At 72.6% G+C, this 17,900-nt stretch carries 15 protein-coding genes; 4 read left to right on the top strand and 11 right to left on the bottom strand.

The window, feature by feature from the left end; genetic code table 11:
* The first annotated feature begins 22 nt into the window (after positions 1–22).
* A complete protein-coding gene (locus ACIGXX_RS38900) occupies positions 23–2,974 on the top strand; it encodes a glycoside hydrolase domain-containing protein (RefSeq protein WP_399983106.1) in 2,952 nt (983 codons plus the stop codon).
* A gap of 750 nt (positions 2,975–3,724) precedes the next feature.
* Here the strand turns inward: ACIGXX_RS38900 and ACIGXX_RS38895 are convergent.
* The 3 genes from ACIGXX_RS38895 to ACIGXX_RS38885 form a co-directional block, all read right to left on the bottom strand.
* Entirely contained in the window at positions 3,725–4,657 is a 933-nt protein-coding gene (locus ACIGXX_RS38895; protein WP_361473378.1) for an RNA polymerase sigma-70 factor, read from the bottom strand.
* Positions 4,654–4,794, bottom strand: a complete 141-nt coding sequence (locus ACIGXX_RS38890; protein WP_399983102.1) for a hypothetical protein — start codon at positions 4,792–4,794, stop codon at positions 4,654–4,656. Before ACIGXX_RS38890 ends, ACIGXX_RS38895 begins: the two co-directional genes overlap by 4 nt.
* 126 nt (positions 4,795–4,920) lie before the next feature.
* A complete protein-coding gene (locus ACIGXX_RS38885) occupies positions 4,921–6,165 on the bottom strand; it encodes a CapA family protein (protein WP_399983099.1) in 1,245 nt (414 codons plus the stop codon).
* Between the two features lie 289 nt (positions 6,166–6,454).
* Between ACIGXX_RS38885 and ACIGXX_RS38880 the strand changes: the two genes are divergently transcribed.
* Complete coding sequence (locus ACIGXX_RS38880) at positions 6,455–6,970, top strand: hypothetical protein (RefSeq protein WP_351164122.1); 516 nt, start codon at positions 6,455–6,457, stop codon at positions 6,968–6,970.
* Between the two features lie 124 nt (positions 6,971–7,094).
* A complete protein-coding gene (locus ACIGXX_RS38875) occupies positions 7,095–7,763 on the top strand; it encodes a hypothetical protein (RefSeq protein WP_399983095.1) in 669 nt (222 codons plus the stop codon).
* 50 nt (positions 7,764–7,813) lie between these two features.
* On the opposite strand, the gene ACIGXX_RS38870 is transcribed toward ACIGXX_RS38875, so the two are convergent.
* From ACIGXX_RS38870 to ACIGXX_RS38860, 3 genes are read right to left on the bottom strand one after another with little or no spacing between them, the layout of a single operon-like run.
* Positions 7,814–8,674 (bottom strand): DNA-formamidopyrimidine glycosylase family protein, encoded by an 861-nt coding sequence (locus ACIGXX_RS38870; RefSeq protein WP_351164119.1) that lies wholly within the window; start codon positions 8,672–8,674, stop codon positions 7,814–7,816.
* Positions 8,675–8,678: 4 nt separating this feature from the next.
* Positions 8,679–10,829 (bottom strand): SpoIIE family protein phosphatase, encoded by a 2,151-nt coding sequence (locus ACIGXX_RS38865; RefSeq protein WP_383821533.1) that lies wholly within the window; start codon positions 10,827–10,829, stop codon positions 8,679–8,681.
* A 42-nt stretch (positions 10,830–10,871) separates the two neighbouring features.
* Positions 10,872–12,044, bottom strand: coding sequence for a DUF6777 domain-containing protein (locus ACIGXX_RS38860; protein ID WP_399983091.1), 1,173 nt, complete (start codon positions 12,042–12,044; stop codon positions 10,872–10,874).
* A gap of 109 nt (positions 12,045–12,153) precedes the next feature.
* On the opposite strand from ACIGXX_RS38860, the gene ACIGXX_RS38855 reads away from it, so the two are divergent.
* Positions 12,154–13,572 (top strand): lipase maturation factor family protein, encoded by a 1,419-nt coding sequence (locus tag ACIGXX_RS38855; protein WP_399983237.1) that lies wholly within the window; start codon positions 12,154–12,156, stop codon positions 13,570–13,572.
* Here the strand turns inward: ACIGXX_RS38855 and ACIGXX_RS38850 are convergent.
* From ACIGXX_RS38850 to ACIGXX_RS38830, 5 genes are read right to left on the bottom strand one after another with little or no spacing between them, the layout of a single operon-like run.
* On the bottom strand, positions 13,556–14,434 hold the full coding sequence (locus ACIGXX_RS38850; protein ID WP_399983088.1) for an amidohydrolase family protein: 879 nt from the start codon (positions 14,432–14,434) through the stop codon (positions 13,556–13,558). The genes ACIGXX_RS38855 and ACIGXX_RS38850 overlap by 17 nt on opposite strands.
* Positions 14,419–14,733 carry an L-rhamnose mutarotase gene (locus tag ACIGXX_RS38845; RefSeq protein ID WP_351164115.1) on the bottom strand — a complete coding sequence of 105 codons (315 nt, stop codon included), beginning with the start codon at positions 14,731–14,733 and terminating at the stop codon, positions 14,419–14,421. Before ACIGXX_RS38845 ends, ACIGXX_RS38850 begins: the two co-directional genes overlap by 16 nt.
* Positions 14,730–15,767 carry an aldo/keto reductase gene (locus ACIGXX_RS38840; RefSeq protein WP_399983084.1) on the bottom strand — a complete coding sequence of 346 codons (1,038 nt, stop codon included), beginning with the start codon at positions 15,765–15,767 and terminating at the stop codon, positions 14,730–14,732. The genes ACIGXX_RS38845 and ACIGXX_RS38840 overlap by 4 nt, the downstream gene beginning before the upstream one ends.
* Before the next feature lie 5 nt (positions 15,768–15,772).
* Positions 15,773–16,537 (bottom strand): SDR family NAD(P)-dependent oxidoreductase, encoded by a 765-nt coding sequence (locus ACIGXX_RS38835; protein ID WP_399983081.1) that lies wholly within the window; start codon positions 16,535–16,537, stop codon positions 15,773–15,775.
* A complete protein-coding gene (locus ACIGXX_RS38830) occupies positions 16,534–17,874 on the bottom strand; it encodes an L-fuconate dehydratase (protein WP_383821548.1) in 1,341 nt (446 codons plus the stop codon). Before ACIGXX_RS38830 ends, ACIGXX_RS38835 begins: the two co-directional genes overlap by 4 nt.
* Between the last annotated feature and the right edge of the window lie 26 nt (positions 17,875–17,900).

The raw sequence follows: 17,900 nt of genomic DNA, 5'->3' as shown, positions 1-17,900 counted from the left end.
TAGCGCCCTTGGGGGAGCACAGATGGGTGAGACTGGTCATCCGGAGCTGGCATGCGGAATCGGCTCCTGGGACAGCGACGTCTACGGCAACCACCGCCTTCTCGTACGCGCCGACACCACCGACTGCACGGCCCCGGCCGTCGCGGCCGAACTGCCCTGGCGCCGCCAGGATATGGGCACCGGCGTGGTGGACGTGATCGTCGTCGGACCGTCCGGGGAGCGCGTGCGCAACACCGTGGCCGTGGAGGTGACGGACGAGACGGGGCGCATCGCCTTCGAACCGGCGGACGGTCCCGGCACCTACGCCGTGCACTATCTCCCGTACGCGCACACGGGCAAGCCCTACTACCCGCAGGCCGCCTACCGGCCTGCGACACAGACGGCCGACCCCGGCTGGGTGCACCGCTGCGGCCTGCACGACGCCGACGGCTGGGAGAAGCTGCCGCGCGCCGAGGCCTTCGGCTACGAGGCGGCGAGCGCGGTCGACTCCTTCGCGCCGCTCGGCTTCGCGGCCACGGCGGACGAGCGCGCGCGACTCCAACAGGCCTACGCGGAGGAGCAATTCCTCCTCTTCGGCGAAGACCGCGCCCATCCGCTCGGCCGCTACCGACGGCTGCCCGCGCGCTGGGCGCTGGCCACTCCCTTCGCACCGCTCGACGTCACGGCGGACCGCGGTGAGTTCTACGCGGTGCAGGTCGGCGTGTACGCGTTCCAGGGGCTGACGGACGTGGTCGGCGAGATCCGGGGGCTGCCCTTCGCCGTACGGTGCCTCAGCACGGGCGGCATCGACGCGCGCGGCCGGGCCTTCGAGCGGCGCGTGACAGTCGACGGGGGCCGGGCGGGGGCCCTGTGGTTCGGTGCCCAGATCCCCGAGGACGCTCAACCCGGCCTGTACGAGGGGGAGATCGCCGTCCGTGCGCCCGGCGCCCCGGAGCGAGTGCTGCCGCTGCGCCTCACCGTCGGCCCGGACCTCGTCGCCGACGGAGGCGCCGGTGAGCCGTGGCGGCTGTCGCGGCTCGGATGGCTGGACTCGGCGCTCGCGCAGGACGACGAGCCGGTGGCCCCCTTCACCCCGGTCGAGGCGGCGGCGGACGAGGCGAGAGGGCAGCGCCTGACCATCCTCGGCCGCACGGTCGAGCTCGGCCCGCAGGGGCTCCCCCGGCGGCTCGTCTCCACCTTCACACCGACCGTCACGCGCGCCGACGGACCGCCGCGTGACCTGCTCGCCGCGCCCGTCACGCTGGACATCGGCCGCCCCCTGGAGCATGGGCCGCTCAGCCTGGACCGGCTCGGCCCGGCGCGGGTGGGCTGGTCGGCGCGGGGTGCCGGACGGGACGTACTCCTGCGCACCGAGGGCGAGTTGGAGGCCGACGGCTTCCTCGTGGTGCGCGCCACGGTCGAGGCCACCGCCGACACCGAGCTCGACGTGACGCTGGACGTGCCGGTCCGCGAGGAGGTCGCGCGGTACGCGATGGGGCTCGGCCTGACGGGCCGCGCGTGCCCGGCGGCGTACGACTGGAGCTGGGACACGCCCACCCGCAACCAGGACGCGTTCTGGCTCGGCGACCCGGCGGCGGGGCTCCAGCTCAGCCTGCGCGACGAGCACTACGCGCGGCCGCTCAACACCAACTACTACCGGGAGAAGCCCCTGCGCACACCGCACTCCTGGGCGGGCGACGGGGCGGGCGGGGTGCGGCTGCGCACCGGCGAGGGGGTGCGCACCCTCTCCGCCTTCAGCGGGCCGCTCGCGCTGCGCGCCGGCGAGAGCCGGTGCTTCGAGTTCCGGCTGCTCCTGACGCCGTTCAAGCCGCTCGAACCGGCGCGGCAGCTGTCCGAGCGGTACTTCCACGCGTACGCCTCTCCCCCGGAGATCGCCGAGTACGGCGCGAACGTCGCCAATCTGCACCATGCGACGCCGCCCAATCCGTACATCAACGACCCGCTCCTGGGCGCGGACGCCCTGCGCTCCTACACCGAGGAGGCGCACCGGCTCGGGATTCAGGTCAAGGTGTACGACACGGTGCGCGAACTGACGCGGCACACACCGGAGTTGCCGGTTCTCGCGTCGCTGGGCGACGAGATCTTCGCGCCGGGGCCCGGGGGCGGGCACGCGTGGCTGCGGGAGCATCTGGGCGGGGACTACGTGCCCGGGTGGGTGGCGCCCGACGTGGGGGACGTCGCGGTGGTCACGTCCGGCGACTCGCGGTGGCACAACTCCTATGTGAGCGGGATCGAACGGCTGCGGCGGGTCGTCGGGATCGACGGTCTCTATCTGGACGACGTGGCGTACGACCGCACGACCATGAAGCGCGTCCGCAAGGTCCTGTCCGCTACCGGCGGGACGCCCCCGCTGATCGACCTGCACTCCTGCAACCAGTTCCGCGAACCGGACGGTTTCGCGTCGAGCGCCAACCTGTACGCGGAGCTGCTGCCGTACGTGGACCGACTGTGGCTGGGGGAGCTCTTCGACTACGAGGGCACGGACGAAGGCTCGGACACGGGCGGGGCCCTGGGCGCTGATCCCGCGTACTGGCTCGTCGAGATCTCGGGCATCCCCTTCGGCCTGATGGGCGAGATGCTGGAGGGCGGCGGGAATCCCTGGCGCGGGCTCGTCTTCGGGATGACGGCACGGGCCCCCATGACGGACGTACGCCCCCTGTGGCGGGCCTTCGACCAACTCCGCCTGCCGGAGGCGGAGATGACGGGTTGGTGGGCCGCAGGAGCCACCACCACGCCTCCGGTACGAACGGGACGGGACGACGTCCTGGCCACCACCTGGGAGGGCCCAGGAGGGACCGTGACGGCACTCGCCTCCTGGGCCGGGAACCCGGTGGACGTGACCCTGTCCACCCCTTCGGGCCACACGGCCGCGTACGCCCCCGCGATCGAGGGCTTCCAGCCGGAACGGAGGTTCGCCCCGGGCGAGGCGATACGGGTGGAACCGGGACGGGGCTGGCTGCTGCGCCTCACCTGAAGCCGGGCGGCCCCGGCCGGGCCCCCGGGGAGAGCAACCACGCTCACGGCCCCCCTCCCGGCGGCCCGGCCGGGCTTCGGCCGCCCTGTCCACCGAGGATGTCCGGCACCACCACGCCGACACCCCTGCCGCCCCACCCACGGCCGCGACGCCACCCGGGTGACCCCTACCCGGCCCCAGAGGCGGCGACCACGCCCGCTGCCACCTCACCCACGGCCGGTCCGGGGGGCGGCACGCCTCGGCCGACCTGTCCACCGCCACCGAGGAATGTCCGGCACCGCCACGCGACGCCCCCTGCCGCCCCACCCACGGCCGCGACGCCACCCGAGTGACCCCCGCCCGACCCCAGAAACGGCGACCACGCCCGCTGCCACCTCACCCCCGGCCGGTCCGGGGGGGGCGGCGCGCCTCGGCCGACCTGTCCGTCGAGGGCCCGGCTGACCGCCGCCCGGTCGGGGCCCGGAGGGAGCGACCGCACTGCTGTCGCCTCTGCCGACCGGCCGGGGCCGACGCCCCCGGCCGATCCGCCCGTCGAGGATGTCCAGCTCCACCGCGCCGACAGCCCACCGTCGCCGCCACGGACGACGCCCACCCGGCCGACCGCCGCGCGGCCCCACAGGCGGCGGCCACGCTCACCGTCACCTCTCCCCGTCGGTCCGGTGGGGGCGGCGCGGCTCGGTCGATCTGTCGGCCGAGGTCCCGGTCGCCCCTTGCCCGGCCGGGCCTCGGGGCAGGCAACCGGGCTCGCGGTCAGCTCTCCCCGTCGGGGCGGGGGCGGCGGGCGATTGCGTCGCGCTTGAGGGCCCAGGCGTCCGCCACCGGGCCCATGTGGGCGAGCTTGTCGGGGTTGAGGACCGAGCGGATCGCCTGGATGCGGCCGTCGAGGATGTCGAGCACCATCGTGCTGACGACCTTGCCGTTCTCGTCGCGCAGTACGGCACCCGGCTGGCCGTTGATCCGGCGGCGCTCCACCACGACGCCGACCTGGGCGAACTGCGGGACGAGCGCGGCGAACACGCGGGCCACGTTCGCGGCGCCGACGATGCGCCTGGCGAACTGCGGGGCCTTGCCGCCGCTGTCGCCCACCATGGCGACATCGGCGGCGAGGAGCTCCTGCAGCCCGTCCACGTCCCCCTCCCGGAAGGCGTCGAAGAACCGCTCGGCCAGTTCGTCGCGCACCTTCCGGTCGGCCTCGAACCGGGGCCTGCCCGCGTCCATGTGACGCCGCGCCCGCACGGCGAGCTGGCGGCACGCCGCCTCCGAGCGCTCCACGGACGACGCGATCTCCGGGAAGCCGAAACCGAACACCTCCCGCAGCACGAAGACCGCGCGCTCCAGCGGGGTCAGCCGCTCAAGCAGCACCAGCGCCGCCATCGAGAGCGAATCGGCCAGCTCCGCCGAGCGCTCCGGGTCCTCGTAGGGGTCGGTCAGGAGCGGCTCGGGGAACCACGGCCCGACGTACGCCTCCCGCCGCACGCGGGCCGAGCGCAGTACGTCGATCGAGACCCGGGTGACCACGGCCGACAGGAAGGCCCTGGCCGACCGCGGCTCCGCCGGGGAGGCCTCCCAGCGCAGCCAGCTCTCCTGCACCGCGTCCTCCGCCTCGCTCACGCTGCCGAGGATCCGGTAGGCGATCGCGAACAGCAGCGGCCGCAGCTCCTCGAACTCCTCGGTCCGGTTCACCCGAGCCCCTCCCGGAAGCCCGGCCCGGCGCCCAGGCGCTCCAGCAGCCGCAGCCGCAGCCGCGTCCAGGTCACGCGCTGGGGCTTCAGGCGCCGTCCCAGGGCAGCCCCGGCCCCGCCGGCCACGAACACCCGCATGCCCATCACCCTCCTGATGTCCCGAACCGCCTCTCACATCAGAGACGAGGCGGCCCCGGACACCTGTGACATGCGGACGGATCCCCACTACTGGACCCCACTACCGGCCCCCACTACCGGCCCCCGCTACTGGCCCATCACCAGACCGGTCTTCCCCGCTCCCCGGCTCAGGACGATCCGGCGGATCCGGTCGCGGATGTCGGCGACGTCCGCGCCGCGGCCCAGCGCCGCGTTCAGGTTGGTCACGCGCCCCGTGCGCGTGTTGAACCACTGGGGGATGAACTCGGCCTTCTTGACCTCCCAGCGTCCGCCGGGAGCCGCGGGCGGGGCGAACGTGAAGCGGCCGAGGGTGCCCTGGTTGCCGCGGGGGTCGTTCTCGCCGGCGTGGTTGATCATGTCGCCGGCGATCTGGTCGCCCATGCCGTAGACGACCCAGGTCTTGTTGACCTTCTCGTACGCCTGGGGGACGTGCGCGTGGGTGCCCACGATCAGGTCGATGTCGGGGCGGCCCTGCGTGCGGGACGCGGTGAGCTGCTTGCCGAGGCTCAGCTGGCGGCGGTCCGGGGCGTCCTGCCACTCCGTGCCCCAGTGGGCGGAGACCACGACCACGTCCGCGCCCGCCTTCCGCGCGGCGCGCGCGTCCGCGATGATCCGGCCGCGCTCCATGAGGTTGACCGTCCAGGGCCTGCCCTTGGGCTGGGGGTATCCGTTGGTGCCGTACGTGTACGCCAGCTGCGCCACCTTCGCGCCGCCCGCCCGCAGCCAGGCGGGCGACCTGCCCTCGGCGGCCGTGCGCCCCGAACCCGCGTGCTTGACGCCTGCCTTGTCCAGCGCGCCGAGCGTCCGGCGCACCCCCGCGGCGCCGTCGTCGAGGGTGTGGTTGGAGGCCGTGGAGCAGGAGTCGTAGCCGGTGACCTTCAGGGCGCGGGCGATCTGGGGCGGGGACTTGAAGCTGGGGTAGCCGGTGTAGTCGCCGTTCTCGCCGTAGACCGTCTCCATGTGACAGATCGCCAGATCGGCCTTGGACACGACGGGTCTGATCCCCTTGAACATCGGCACGAAGTCGTAGCCGTCGCCGCCCGCGTCGGTGTTGGCCCGCTGGATGATCGAGGAGTGCGGGAGCACGTCCCCGGAGGCGACGAGCGTGAAGGCCCGCTGTGCGTGCTGGCCGCCGCCGGCCGCGGAGGGAGCGGGGGGCGGAACGTCCCGATTGCCGTGTCGTGTACCGTCCGGTTGTCTTTCGCTCTGCTGCTTCGGTCTCCGCTCCTGTACGGACTCCGTATTCGCCGTACAGGCGGCACTCGTGGCGAGAGTGGATCCGATCATTACGGCCGCCAGAACGGCTTTGCCCTGTGGTGTGCGCTGCGTCATCGACCAGGCTCCGTGAATGGGGGAAATTCGGCGAAACGAATCCACATTCGGACACAAGGTCGAGTCAAGCAGCAATGCCGTCATAGTCCCTGAAACAGACTTAAATCATCCGGCCATGTGACACGAAGAACACACCGCCTCCGACCTGCGACGAAACCGAGGGCTGAGTCAAGGCTCCGTAAAGCGCCTTGCTCAGAGCCCCCTTCGGGTAATCGGCTGTCCTCATCCGTGTTCCGGATTGGGGGCCAGAGGCCGGCGACGCGCACGGATCGGAGGAAGGCGAGACGGGATGCTGCACGAGAGCCGAGGAAACACGGAGGGCCCGCGCGGCGGCGAACTGGCCGTGCCCATGGCGTGGTTGTACGCCGAGTACATCGCGGACGAATTACTGCGTACCGGTGATTTGATGCCGCCGACATCTTTCGAATACCGCGCGGGGCGTGATGCTCTGGCCCTGACTATTTTCCTCTCCGACACGGAAAACGAACTGTCGGGCATCCGCGTGGTCTCCCAGTTGGAGACCTGGCTGTCCCTGACGGCCTACGACCAGCCGTGGCAGGACTGGGTCGGCGAGCGGATGGCCGCGCTCACGGCGGACGCGCTCATCTCCAGTGAGCCCGCGCCCGACCTGGAGCTGGCCGACCTGGCGTGGCGCTGGCTGGAGGAGACGGAGCTGCTCGCACCCGATCTGGACGCGGTGCCCGGCGGCGGATCGCCGGGCGGGGAGGACGACGGGCCCAAGGTCTGGACGGCGGCCTGGCGCCTGGGGCTGCCCCTGGGGCACCTGGCGATCCATCTGTTCTGACCGTTCTCACTGTTCTGACGCCTCGTGCGAGTGTTCTCGTCCCGCGTCTTGAGTGATTCGGCGGTCCGCTGCGTACGGGAGGGCAGAAAGCACCCCCTGCCCGACTCGTCACGCAAGGAACGCCATGAGGTCCCTGGAGCGGCATCGCGACGCCGGCGCCTATGCGCTCGGCGTCCTCGACGCGGCGGACACCTTCCGCTTCGACGACCACCTCATGGACTGCCTCACGTGCCGCGACCTGGTGGCGGAACTCGGCCCGGCAGCCGAGCAGTTGGCCGCCTACGACCGCGTCACCCCGCCGCACGTCGAACCGCTGACCGCGCCCGACCCCGGCCTCGCCGACCGGCTGCTCGCCGAGGCGACACGGCTGCGCAGGGCCGGGCGCAGGCGGTGGCTGTGCGCGGTCGCGGCGAGCGTCGTACTGGCGCTCGCCGCCCCCGCGACGGCGGTTCTGCGGGCCGACGGGCCCGGCCCGGAGCAGATCACCGCCCGCGACGGCCGCACCGGCGTCTCGGCGACCGTGACCGCGCGGGGCCGCGACTGGGGCACGGACATCGGGCTGCGCGTCCGCGATCCGCACGGCGGCGCCCGCGTCTGCGAGCTCGTCGCGGTCGCCACCGACGGCTCCGAGCAGACGGTCACGACGTGGAAGGTGCCCGTCGCCGGGTCGGCGGGCGAGACCTCGGCCGGTCTGTCGACCCGGGGCGGGGCGGCCCTGCGCCGCGAGGACATCGCCCGCTACGAGGTGCGCACGACGGACGGACAGCGCCTGCTGACCTTGCGGCGCCCCTGAACTCCCGCTCATAGCAAGCTACTTCAGCAGCCGACCACTTCGGCGGCCGGCTACTTCAGCAGCCGCGACATCCGCCGGTCCGCCAGCGGCTTCCCGCCCGTCTGGCACGTGGGGCAGTACTGGAGCGAGGAGTCGCTGAAGGAGACCTCGCGGATGGTGTCGCCGCACACGGGGCACGGCTCGCCGGTGCGGCCGTGGACGCGCAGGCCGCTCTTCTTCTCCGCCTTGAGGCGGCCCGCCGCGACTCCGCGCGAGCGCTCCACCGCCTCGGTCAGCGTGGTCCGCAACGCCACATGCAGCCCATGGACTTCCTCCTTCGTGAGGCTCGACGTGAGCTTGAACGGGGACATGCGGGCCACGTGCAGGATCTCGTCGCTGTAGGCGTTCCCGACGCCCGCGATCAGGGTCTGGTCCCGCAACGCGCCCTTGATCTGGCGGCGTTCGCCCGCCAGGAGCCCGGCGAAGCGCTCCTCGTCGAAGTCCGGGGCCAGCGGGTCGGGGCCGAGGCGGGCGATGCCCGGGATGCCCGACGGGTCCTCGGTCACGTACACCGCGAGGCGCTTTTGCGTGCCTGCCTCCGTCAGGTCGAAGCCCTCCCCCGTCTCCAGCGCGACGCGCAGGGCGAGAGGGCCCTTGCCGGGGCGTGGCGGGCCGTCGGGGAGGCGGTCCTTCCAGTGCAGCCAGCCCGCGCGGGCGAGGTGGGTGACCAGGTGCAGGCCGTCCGCGTCCAGGTCGAGGAACTTGCCGTGGCGTGCCACGGCCGTGACGGTGCGCCCTTCGAGGGCGGTGAGCGGCGGGTCGTACGTCTTGAGGACGCTGATCGCCACGGGCAGCACCCGCACGATGTCGTGGCCGACGAGGTGGTCGGTGAGGAAGGCGCGCAGCGCCTCGACCTCGGGAAGTTCCGGCATCCGCTCACTCCTGACCCTGTTGGGGCGGCGGCGCCGTCCGCGCGCCCTGATCCTGTCGCGGCGCCTGCGGCGCGCTCCGGCCGCCCTGGCCCCGGCTTTCCCGCGCGGGCACGACGAACTCGCACCACACGCACTTGCCGCCGCCCCGCGACTCGACGCCCCACACGTCCGCGAGCATGTCCACCAGGAGCAACCCCCGTCCCGACACCCCCGATTCCCCGGCCTCCCTGCGGCGCGGCAGCGCGCTGGAGGAGTCCTCGACCTCGACGCGCAGACGCCGGTCGCCGCCGCTGATGACCCGCAGGGTGACGATCGCCGCGCCGTCGGTGTGCATCAGGGCGTTGGTGATCACCTCGTCCGCCACCAGTTCGATCTCGTCCGCGCGCTCGCGGGCGCCCCAGGCGCGCACCGCGGCCCGGATCATGTGCCGGGCCTCGGCCAGCGCCTCCGGATCGCCGGGGCCGACATGCTGCTGGAGACGTCCGCCGGACCGGGGCGTGTCGACGAGGCGGCGGCGCAGCAGCAGCAGCGCCGCGTCGTCCTCGCCGCCCCGCTCGTCCACGATCCCGCAGAGCCGGTCGGCGAGCTGCTGGAGGTCGCGCGGGCCCGAGCAGGCGAGCTCGCCCAGGGCCCGCAGACCGTCGTCCAGGTCGGCGCCCGGCTCCTCGATGAGGCCGTCGGTGAAGAGCAACAGGGTCTGGCCCGCGTCGAGTTCGAAGGTGGTGACCGGGTATTCGAGACGGCCGAACTCGGCCGAGAGGCCCAGCGGCAGACCGCCCTCGACCGGCACCCGGCGGCAGCTTCCGTCCATCCGCTGCACGAGCGGGTCGATGTGGCCGGCCCGCACCAGCTGGACCACGCCCGTCGACAAGTCGGCCTCCGCGTACAGGCAGGTGGCGAAGCGCTCGGTGTCCAGCTCGTGCAGGAAGCCCGATGCGCGGGCCATGACGGTGGCGGGCGTGTGGCCCTCGGCGGCGTAGGCGCGCAGCACGATGCGCAACTGGCCCATGACGGCCGCCGCGTGCGTGTCATGGCCCTGTACGTCGCCGATGACCGCCCCGACCCGGCCGCCGGGCAGCGGGATCACGTCGTACCAGTCGCCGCCGATGTCCCGGCCGAGCGCCGCCGAGCGGTAGCGCACCGCGACGTCGGCGCCGGGTACGCCCGGGATGGTGCGCGGCAGCATCGCCTGCTGGAGGCCCTGCGCGAGGTCCTTCTCCTGCTCGTAGAACATGGCGCGCTGCAGGCTCTGCGCGATGCCGCTGCTCAGCGCGACCAGGACGTTGCGCTCCTCCTCGGTGAAGCCGGTCTTGTCCTGGTAGAGCAGGCCGAGCACGCCGATCGGCTTGGCCTGCGCGATCAGCGGCAGATACGCGGCCGACGAGATGCCCAGCTTGTCTATGTGCGGCCACAGGTCCGGGTAGGAGGCGGCGAACTCCGCCTCCGTCTCGATGAAGCGCGGCGAGAGCGTGCGCACGGCGTCGCTCATCGGATACCGCTCGTCGACCCGCGTGAACTTGGTGCCGGGCACGAAGCTGCCCTCGGGCCCCTCCGCGACCAGGCGGATCCGTCCGGCCTCGACCAGGGCCATGACCAGGTTCGACGCGCCCAGGTGGGCCAGGCCGTGGGTGTCCTTGAGCACGTCGATGACGTCCCGGACGGTACGGGCGTGCGCGAGGGCGGCCGTGGTGCCCTGCACGATGCTCGTGCGGCGGCGCCGGTCCTCCTCCTCGTCGGCGCGCTGGTGGCGGGCCGTGCTGTCGCCCAGTTCCTGCGTGGCGTCGCGGACGACGCCGACGATGCGCCGCGGACGGCTCGTCCCGTCCCGGAGGATGTACCCCTGGGTGTGGGTCCAGCGCAGGCCGCCCGCGCGCAGCCGTACGCGGAAGTAGACGCCGTAGGTCTGGCTGCCGTCCTTCAGGGCGTGCGAGACGAGGGCGTCCAGGCGGTGCGACTCGACCGCGGAGACCCGGCTGGCCAGACTCTCGGGGCGGCCGTCGTACTCGTCGGCCCGCATGTCGAAGACGTCCAGTGCCGCGGCATCGAGATGCAGCAGGCCGCTCTCGAGGTCCCAGTCGAAGCAGCCTGTGCGGTTGAACGCCAGGATCGACCGTGGATCCGCTGGCCAGTCGTCCGGCAGTGACGTGGGCGTCATGACACTTCATGATTCTTCGCTGTCGGGACCGAGCGCGCACGCTCAGCTCTGGAAAGTGCCGGGATCGCTGGTCAGCGGGGAGTCGCTCAGGAACGGGTCGTCCGGGGCGCTCTCCGGGCCGGTCTCGTCACCGGGGTCCTCCTGGGGCGGGGGCTGCGCCGTGTCGTCCTCGGGCGTGCTCGGCTCGGTCGGGGGCGAGGCGGGCGCGCTCGACGTGGGGGTGGGCGTGGGGCAGCCCGGCGGGAGCTCGGACGGGGTGCCGGTGGGCGGCTCCGTGCCCGTGGCGGGTGCGGGTGTCGGGCAGTCCGTGGAGGTGGTGCCGGACTCGCTGGGGGTGCCGCTTTCCTCGTCCGATTCGCTCGGACTGGGCGTCGTCGGCGTCGGGGTCGGCGTGGGTGTGGGTGTGGGTGTGGGGGGTGGTGGGGGCACCACGCGGTCCTTGTCGCCGTCGTGGTCGCCCGTCTTCCGCTCGATCCACGTGTTGTCGACGATGTTCACGATGGTGATGTTCACGATGATCTTCGGGGCCGGGGTGACCACCACGACCTGCGCCGGGCGGTAGCCGGACCACGGCTTGCCCTGGTGGCTGGGGGTGCCCTTGAGCGCGACCGGCGGCTTCAGCGGGTTCCCGCAGGCGCACCGCACACGCGGCAGTCCCCGGTTGTCGACGAGGACGGCGGTGCCCGTCTGGAGCACGGACTGGAAACTGGTGGCCCGGTCGTCGCGGTAGCCGTGGTTGGTGACACGCGTGTCGGCCCGCAGCACGACCGGCGTCAGGCCGCGCAGGAAGCCCGGGATGTCCGCCTGGGAGATGCCCGACGCCTGGGCGAAGGCGCGGCCCTTGCCCTGGTCGGCGGTGAGGAAGCGGACCTGGGCGTCGACGTCGCAGCTGCCCAGGGAGTGCGTGCCGCCGTACAGGCCCGGCGTGCCGCCCGACAGGGAGCGCGTGCCCTGGGCCGTGGGCGAGGAGGTTCCGGTCGGCGACGGCTGCGGCGAACGGGTGACGGGAGAGGGCTTCGCCGTGGATGTCGCGGTGGAGTCGGTGAAGGGATCGGGGCCCTGGGCACCGGCCGGCTGCATGAACAGCTCGGGCCCGCTGTCGGCGGAGTTCTTCTCGCCCCCGCCGGAGCATCCCGCGACGGCGAGGGCCGCGGATATCGCGAAGACCGTCGCACAGGTCCTGGTGGACCTGTGCCGCCTGGTGGGCACACGCACCGTGCTCTCCCGCCTGTTATCGGACGCTTTGCCACCATTCTCCGGGCCAGGCGGAGCCGGTGCGCAAGCCGACAGGGGAGCCGGGCCGATGTGGGCGCAAGATGGCCTTGTGGAGTGGTTCACCGCAGATCAGTACTGGATCGGCCGCCTCGTCTTCCAGCGGGCGCTCGCCGCGGTCTACCTCGTCGCGTTCCTGGGCGCGGCGCTGCAGTTCCGGGCGCTGATCGGGGAGCGCGGCATGCTGCCCGTGCCGCGCTACGTCGAGCGCGTGCCGTTCCGCCGGGCGCCGAGCATCTTCCAGCTCCACTACTCGGACCGCTTCTTCGCCGTCGTCGCGTGGACGGGCTGCGGCTGCGCCCTCGCGCTGCTCGCGGGCGCCGACGGCCTCCTCCCCCTGTGGGGCGGCATGCTGCTGTGGCTCGTGCCGTGGGCCCTCTACCTGTCGATCGTGAACGTGGGGCAGACCTGGTACGGCTTCGGCTGGGAGTCGCTGCTCCTGGAGGTCGGCTTCCTCGCCGTCTTCCTCGGCAACGACGAGACGGCGCCGCCGGTGCTCGTGCTCTTCCTGCTGCGCTGGGTGCTGTTCCGCGTCGAGTTCGGAGCAGGGCTCATCAAGATGCGCGGCGACGCGTGCTGGCGCAAGCTCACCTGCCTGTACTTCCACCACGAGACACAGCCGATGCCCGGCCCGCTGAGCTGGTTCTTCCACCACCTGCCGAGGCCGCTGCACCGGGTGGAGGTCGCGGCGAACCACTTCACCCAACTCGTCGTGCCCGTCCTGCTGTTCACGCCCCAGCCGATCGCGACGGCCGCGGCCTGCCTGATGATCGCCACCCAGCTGTGGCTGGTCCTTTCGGGCAACTTCTCCTGGCTGAACTGGGTGACGATCGTGCTCGCCGCGTCCGTCCTGGACTTCGGGGGCGCGGGAGCGCCGTCGCATCCCCCCGCTCCCCCGATCTGGTACGAGGTGGTGGTCATCGCGGTGGCCGCCCTGCTCCTGGGGCTGAGCTACCGGCCCGCGCGCAATCTGTTCTCGCGGCGCCAGATCATGAACTACTCCTTCGACCCGCTCCATCTCGTCAACGCGTACGGCGCGTTCGGCAGCGTCAGCCGCGTCCGCCAGGAGGTCGTCATCGAGGGCACGGCGGATACGACACCCCGCCAGGAATCGGAGTGGCGGGAGTACGAGTTCAAGGGCAAGCCGGGCGATGTGCGCCGCTGGCCCCGGCAGTTCGCCCCGTACCATCTGCGGCTCGACTGGATGATGTGGTTCGCCGCGCTCTCCCCCGCGTACGCGAGGTCGTGGTTCGGGCCGCTGGTGGAGCGGCTCCTGGACGGCGACCGGGACACGCTGCGGCTGCTGCGCCACGTCCCCTTCCCGCGGGACGCGCCTCCCGCGTACATCCGCGCCCGGCTGTACCGCTACCGCTACACGACCTGGCGCGAGCTGCGCGCGACGGGCGCCTGCTGGGAGCGGACGTACGTGCGGGAGTTCCTGCCGCCGACGCGGATCAGCTCCCCTCGCTGAGCCGGAGGCCGTAGACGCGGGTCGCCGTCCCGGCGAAGAGGGCGGCGCTCTCGCCGTCGCTCAGCGATCCGGTCAACTGCCGTGCCACGTCCAGGACTTCTCCGTACGGCGCGACGAGGGTGCACACGGGCCAGTCCGAGCCGAACATCAGCCGGTCGGGGCCGAAGGCCTCCAGGACGGTGTCCGCGTAGGGGCGCAGGTCGTCGACCGTCCAGGTCTTCGGGTCGGCCTCTGTCACCAGACCGGAGAGCTTGCAGACGGTGTTGGGCAGCCCCGCGAGCATGCGCACGGCCGTCGCCCAGGGTTCGATGGCGCCCGACGCGACGGGCGGTTTGCCCACGTGGTCGAGCACGAAGGTGAGTTCGGGGTGGTCCTGGGCGGCCTTGACGCAGGCCGGGAGCTGGTGGGGCAGGACGACGAGGTCGTAGGCAAGGCCCGCCGCGCCGACCGCGGCCAGGCCGCGGCGCACGTCGGGCCGCAGCAGCCACTGCGGGTCGGGCTCGCCCTGGACCTGGTGCCGGATGCCCACGAGGTGCTGTCCGCCGGGCAGTTGGCGCAGCCGCGCGAGTGCGTCGGCGGCATCGGGGCGGGTGAGATCGGTCCATCCGACGACGCCCGCCACGAGATCGCTGTCCGCCGCAAGGGCGAGGAACTCGGGGGTTTCCTCCGCGACGGTCACCGTCTGGACGAGCACCGTCGCGGTGACACCGGCGGCGCGGGCCTCGGGCAGCAGGTCGGTCAGGGAGAAGTCCCGGCGGATCGGCGCGAGCGCCTCGCCGGTGATCCACTCCTGATCGCGTACGGAGAGGTCCCACACATGGTGGTGGGAGTCGACGACATGTGGTGTCACGGCAGCTCCCATACGACGGGCAGTCCCGCATCCGCGCCCTCGGACGAGTAGTCGTGGACGACGTCCAGGAGCTCGGCCATGCGTGCCTGCCAGGCGATGTTCACCGGCAGCTTGTCCAGCTCGGCGAGCATACGAGCGTAGTCCTCGCACTCCAGGACATGGAAGAGGTCGGTGCCACTGCGCCAGATCGTCCAGGAGGTGGCACCCGCCGCGCGGATGGCGGCGACGAGCTCGGCGGGCACCTCGCGGTGCGCGGCGTCGTACTCGGTGACGCGGTCGGCACGGACCTTGGTGTGCAGGGCGATTCTCACGCGGGGTCCTCTCCGGGGACGAGGTGGCGCTCTCTGGGGACGGGGTGGCGCTCTTCGGGCACGGGAACGTGCGCGGGCAGCAGCCCTTCGGCGTGGACTTCCTTCCAGAAGTCTGCGGGCACGGCGGACGCGAACTGAGCTGCCGCGTCCCGGACTTCGTGCGGCGAACGGGCGCCGACCAGGACGGTGGCCACCGCCGGGTGGGCCAGGGGGAAGGCCAGGGCCGCCGCGCGCAGAGTGGTGCCGTGCCGTTCCGCCGTCGCCTTCAGGTGGCGGGCGCGGTCCAGGAGGGTTCGGGGTGCGGTCGTGTAGTCGTAGGTCGCGCCGGGCCGGGGGTCGGCGAGCAGGCCCGAGTTGAAGACACCGCCGATGACCACCGCCTTGCCGCGCTCCTGGGCCGCCGGGAGCAGTTCGGTCAGGGCGCTCTGGTCCAGGAGTGTGTAGCGGCCCGCGCACAGCACGGCGTCGACGTCCGTGTCACGGACGAAGCGGGTGAGCATCGCCGTCTGGTTCATGCCCGCGCCGATCGCGCCGACGACGCCTTCGGAGCGCAGCCGCTCCAGGGCCGGATATCCCTCGCGGAAGGCCTGTTCCGCGTGGTCGTCCGGGTCGTGCAGGTAGACGATGTCGACGCGGTCAAGGCCCAGGCGGGTCAGGCTGGCCTCCAGGGAGCGGCGGATGCCGTCCGCGCTGAAGTCCCAGACCCGGCGGTGCGTGGCGGGCACGGCGAAGCCGTGGGCGAGGTCGTCGCCCTCCGGCTCGACGACCGCTTCGAGCAGGCGGCCCGCCTTGGTCGAGAGCGTGTACGTCTCCCGGGGGCGGGCCCGCAGCGCCTCGCCCACCCTGCGTTCGGACAGGCCGATGCCGTAGTGCGGTGCCGTGTCGAAGTAGCGGATGCCCGCGTCCCATGCGGCGTCGATCGCCGCGGCGGCCTCCTCGTCGCCGATCGGTGTGTAGAGGTTGCCGAGGCCGGCGGCGCCGAGGGACAGCTCGGTCACCTCGACGCCGCCGGGTCCGATGGCGCGCCGGTCCACGCCGCTCACTGGCCCGCCGGTCGAAGCCGCAGGCCCTGCATCCCGCCGTCGACGGCGAGGGCGGTGCCGGTGGTGGCGCCGGAGAGCGGGCTCGCCAAGTAGGCGACGGCGCCCGCGACTTCGTCCGCCGACACCAGGCGGCCGGTGGGCTGGCGGGCCGCGAGCGCGGCGCGTTCGGCCGCCGGGTCGGGCGCGGCGTCCAGGAGACGGCCGACCCACGGGGTGTCCACGGTGCCGGGGTTGACGCAGTTGACGCGCACCCCCTCGCGTACGTGGTCCGCGGCCATGGCGAGCGTCAGGGAGAGCACCGCGCCCTTGGACGCGGAGTACAGGGCGCGCTGCGGCAGGCCCGCGGTCGCGGCGATCGAGCAGGTGTTGACGATGGCCGCCCGGGTGGAGACGCGCAGGTGCGGCAGGGCGGCGCGGGTGGTGCGCACGATGCCGAGGACGTTCACGTCGAGCACCTTGTGCCACTGGTCGTCGTCGTTGTCCTCGACGGTGCCCTGCGCGCCGATCCCCGCGTTGTTGATCAGTACGTCGAGCCCGCCGAGGTCGTCCACGGCGGCGGCGACGGCTTCGCGCACCGAGGCGTCGTCCGACACGTCGGCGCGGTAGCCGGTGAGCGGCTTCTCGACGGTGGTCGGGTCCAGGTCGAGCACGGCGACCCGGGCGCCGCGCGCGGCGAGCAGTTCGGCGGTGGCCCGTCCGATGCCGGAGGCTCCGCCGGTGACCAGGGCCCTCAAGCCCTCGAAGTCCATGGCGTCGGTCATGCGGCTGCTCCTTTGCCCTGAGCGAGGTCGGCGGCCCAGAAGGCGCCGTCCGGATAGGTGAATTCGGCGAGCGACTCGGCCCGCATGGTGGCCGAGAAGCCCGGTGCGGTGGGCGCCAGGTAGTGGCCGTCGCGCAGCACCACCGGGTCGATGAAGTGGCCGTGGAGGTGGTCGACGTACTCGATGACGCGGTTCTCGGTGGTCCCGGACAGCGCCACGTAGTCGAACATCGACAGATGCTGGACGAGTTCGCACAGGCCCACGCCGCCGGCGTGCGGGCAGACGGGGATGCCGAACTTGGCGGCGAGCAGCAGGATCGCGAGGTTCTCGTTGACGCCGCCGACGCGGGCCGCGTCGATCTGCAGCACGTCGATGGCGCCGGCCTGGAGGAGCTGCTTGAAGACGATGCGGTTCTGCACGTGCTCGCCGGTGGCGACCTTGACCGGGGCGACCGCCTTGCGGATCGCGGCGTGGCCGAGGACGTCGTCGGGGCTGGTGGGCTCCTCGACCCAGTACGGGTCGAACTCCGCGAGCGCCCGGGTCCATTCCACGGCTTCGCCGACGTTCCACCGCTGGTTGGCGTCGATCGCCATGCGGATGTCGGGCCCGATGGCCTCGCGGGCGGTGCGGCAGCGGCGTACGTCGTCCGCCAGGTCCGCGCCGACCTTCAGCTTGATCTGGGTGAAGCCGTCCGCCACGGCCTGGCGGGCGAGGCGGGTGAGCTTCTCGTCGCTGTAGCCGAGCCAGCCCGGCGACGTCGTGTAGCCGGGGTAGCCGCGCTCGCGCAGCAGGCCTTCACGCTCGGCGGCTCCGTGTCTGCCCGACTGAAGGATGTCCAGGGCCTCTTGCGGGGTGAGGGCATCGGCGATGTAGCGGAAGTCGATCTGGGAGACCAGCCACTGGGGCTCGGCGTCCGCAAGGAACCGCCACAGCGGTTTGCGGGCGCGCTTGGCCGCCAGATCCCACAGGGCGTTGACGACGGCGCCGATGGCCATGTGCATCACGCCCTTCTCGGGGCCGAGCCAGCGCAGTTGGCTGTCCCCGATCAGGTCGCGGTTCAACGTCCCGGGATCGGCGCAGAGTTCCTCCACCGACCGGCCGAGCACGTGGTGGCGCAGCGACTCGATCGCGGCGACCTGGACGTCGTTGCCGCGCCCGATGGTGAAGGTGAAGCCGTGCCCCTCCAGGCCGTCGTCCGCGTCGGTGCGCAGGACCACGTAGGCGGCGGAGTAGTCGGGGTCCGGGTTCATCGCGTCGGACCCGTCCAGCTCCCGTGAGGTCGGGAACCGTACGTCGTAGGTGTCGACCGCGGTGATGCGGGCGGAGGTCGGGGACACAGGAGGCCTTTCCGGAAAGGGGCAAA

The organism is Streptomyces sp. NPDC055243, from assembly GCF_044544025.1.
Taxonomy (GTDB): Bacteria; Actinomycetota; Actinomycetes; order Streptomycetales; family Streptomycetaceae; genus Streptomyces.
This window is presented reverse-complemented; position numbering and strand designations above follow the sequence as displayed.

Bases quoted from the DNA above. Each gene is read 5' to 3' on its own strand.
- ACIGXX_RS38900 (WP_399983106.1), top strand. From the start codon at position 23: ATGGGTGAGACTGGTCATCCGGAGCTGGCATGCGGAATCGGCTCCTGG.
- ACIGXX_RS38890 (WP_399983102.1), bottom strand. From the start codon at position 4,794: ATGCGGGTGTTCGTGGCCGGCGGGGCCGGGGCTGCCCTGGGACGGCGC.
- ACIGXX_RS38885 (WP_399983099.1), bottom strand. From the start codon at position 6,165: ATGACGCAGCGCACACCACAGGGCAAAGCCGTTCTGGCGGCCGTAATG.
- ACIGXX_RS38880 (WP_351164122.1), top strand. From the start codon at position 6,455: ATGCTGCACGAGAGCCGAGGAAACACGGAGGGCCCGCGCGGCGGCGAA.
- ACIGXX_RS38875 (WP_399983095.1), top strand. From the start codon at position 7,095: ATGAGGTCCCTGGAGCGGCATCGCGACGCCGGCGCCTATGCGCTCGGC.
- ACIGXX_RS38870 (WP_351164119.1), bottom strand. From the start codon at position 8,674: ATGCCGGAACTTCCCGAGGTCGAGGCGCTGCGCGCCTTCCTCACCGAC.
- ACIGXX_RS38865 (WP_383821533.1), bottom strand. From the start codon at position 10,829: ATGACGCCCACGTCACTGCCGGACGACTGGCCAGCGGATCCACGGTCG.
- ACIGXX_RS38850 (WP_399983088.1), bottom strand. From the start codon at position 14,434: ATGGGAGCTGCCGTGACACCACATGTCGTCGACTCCCACCACCATGTG.
- ACIGXX_RS38835 (WP_399983081.1), bottom strand. From the start codon at position 16,537: ATGACCGACGCCATGGACTTCGAGGGCTTGAGGGCCCTGGTCACCGGC.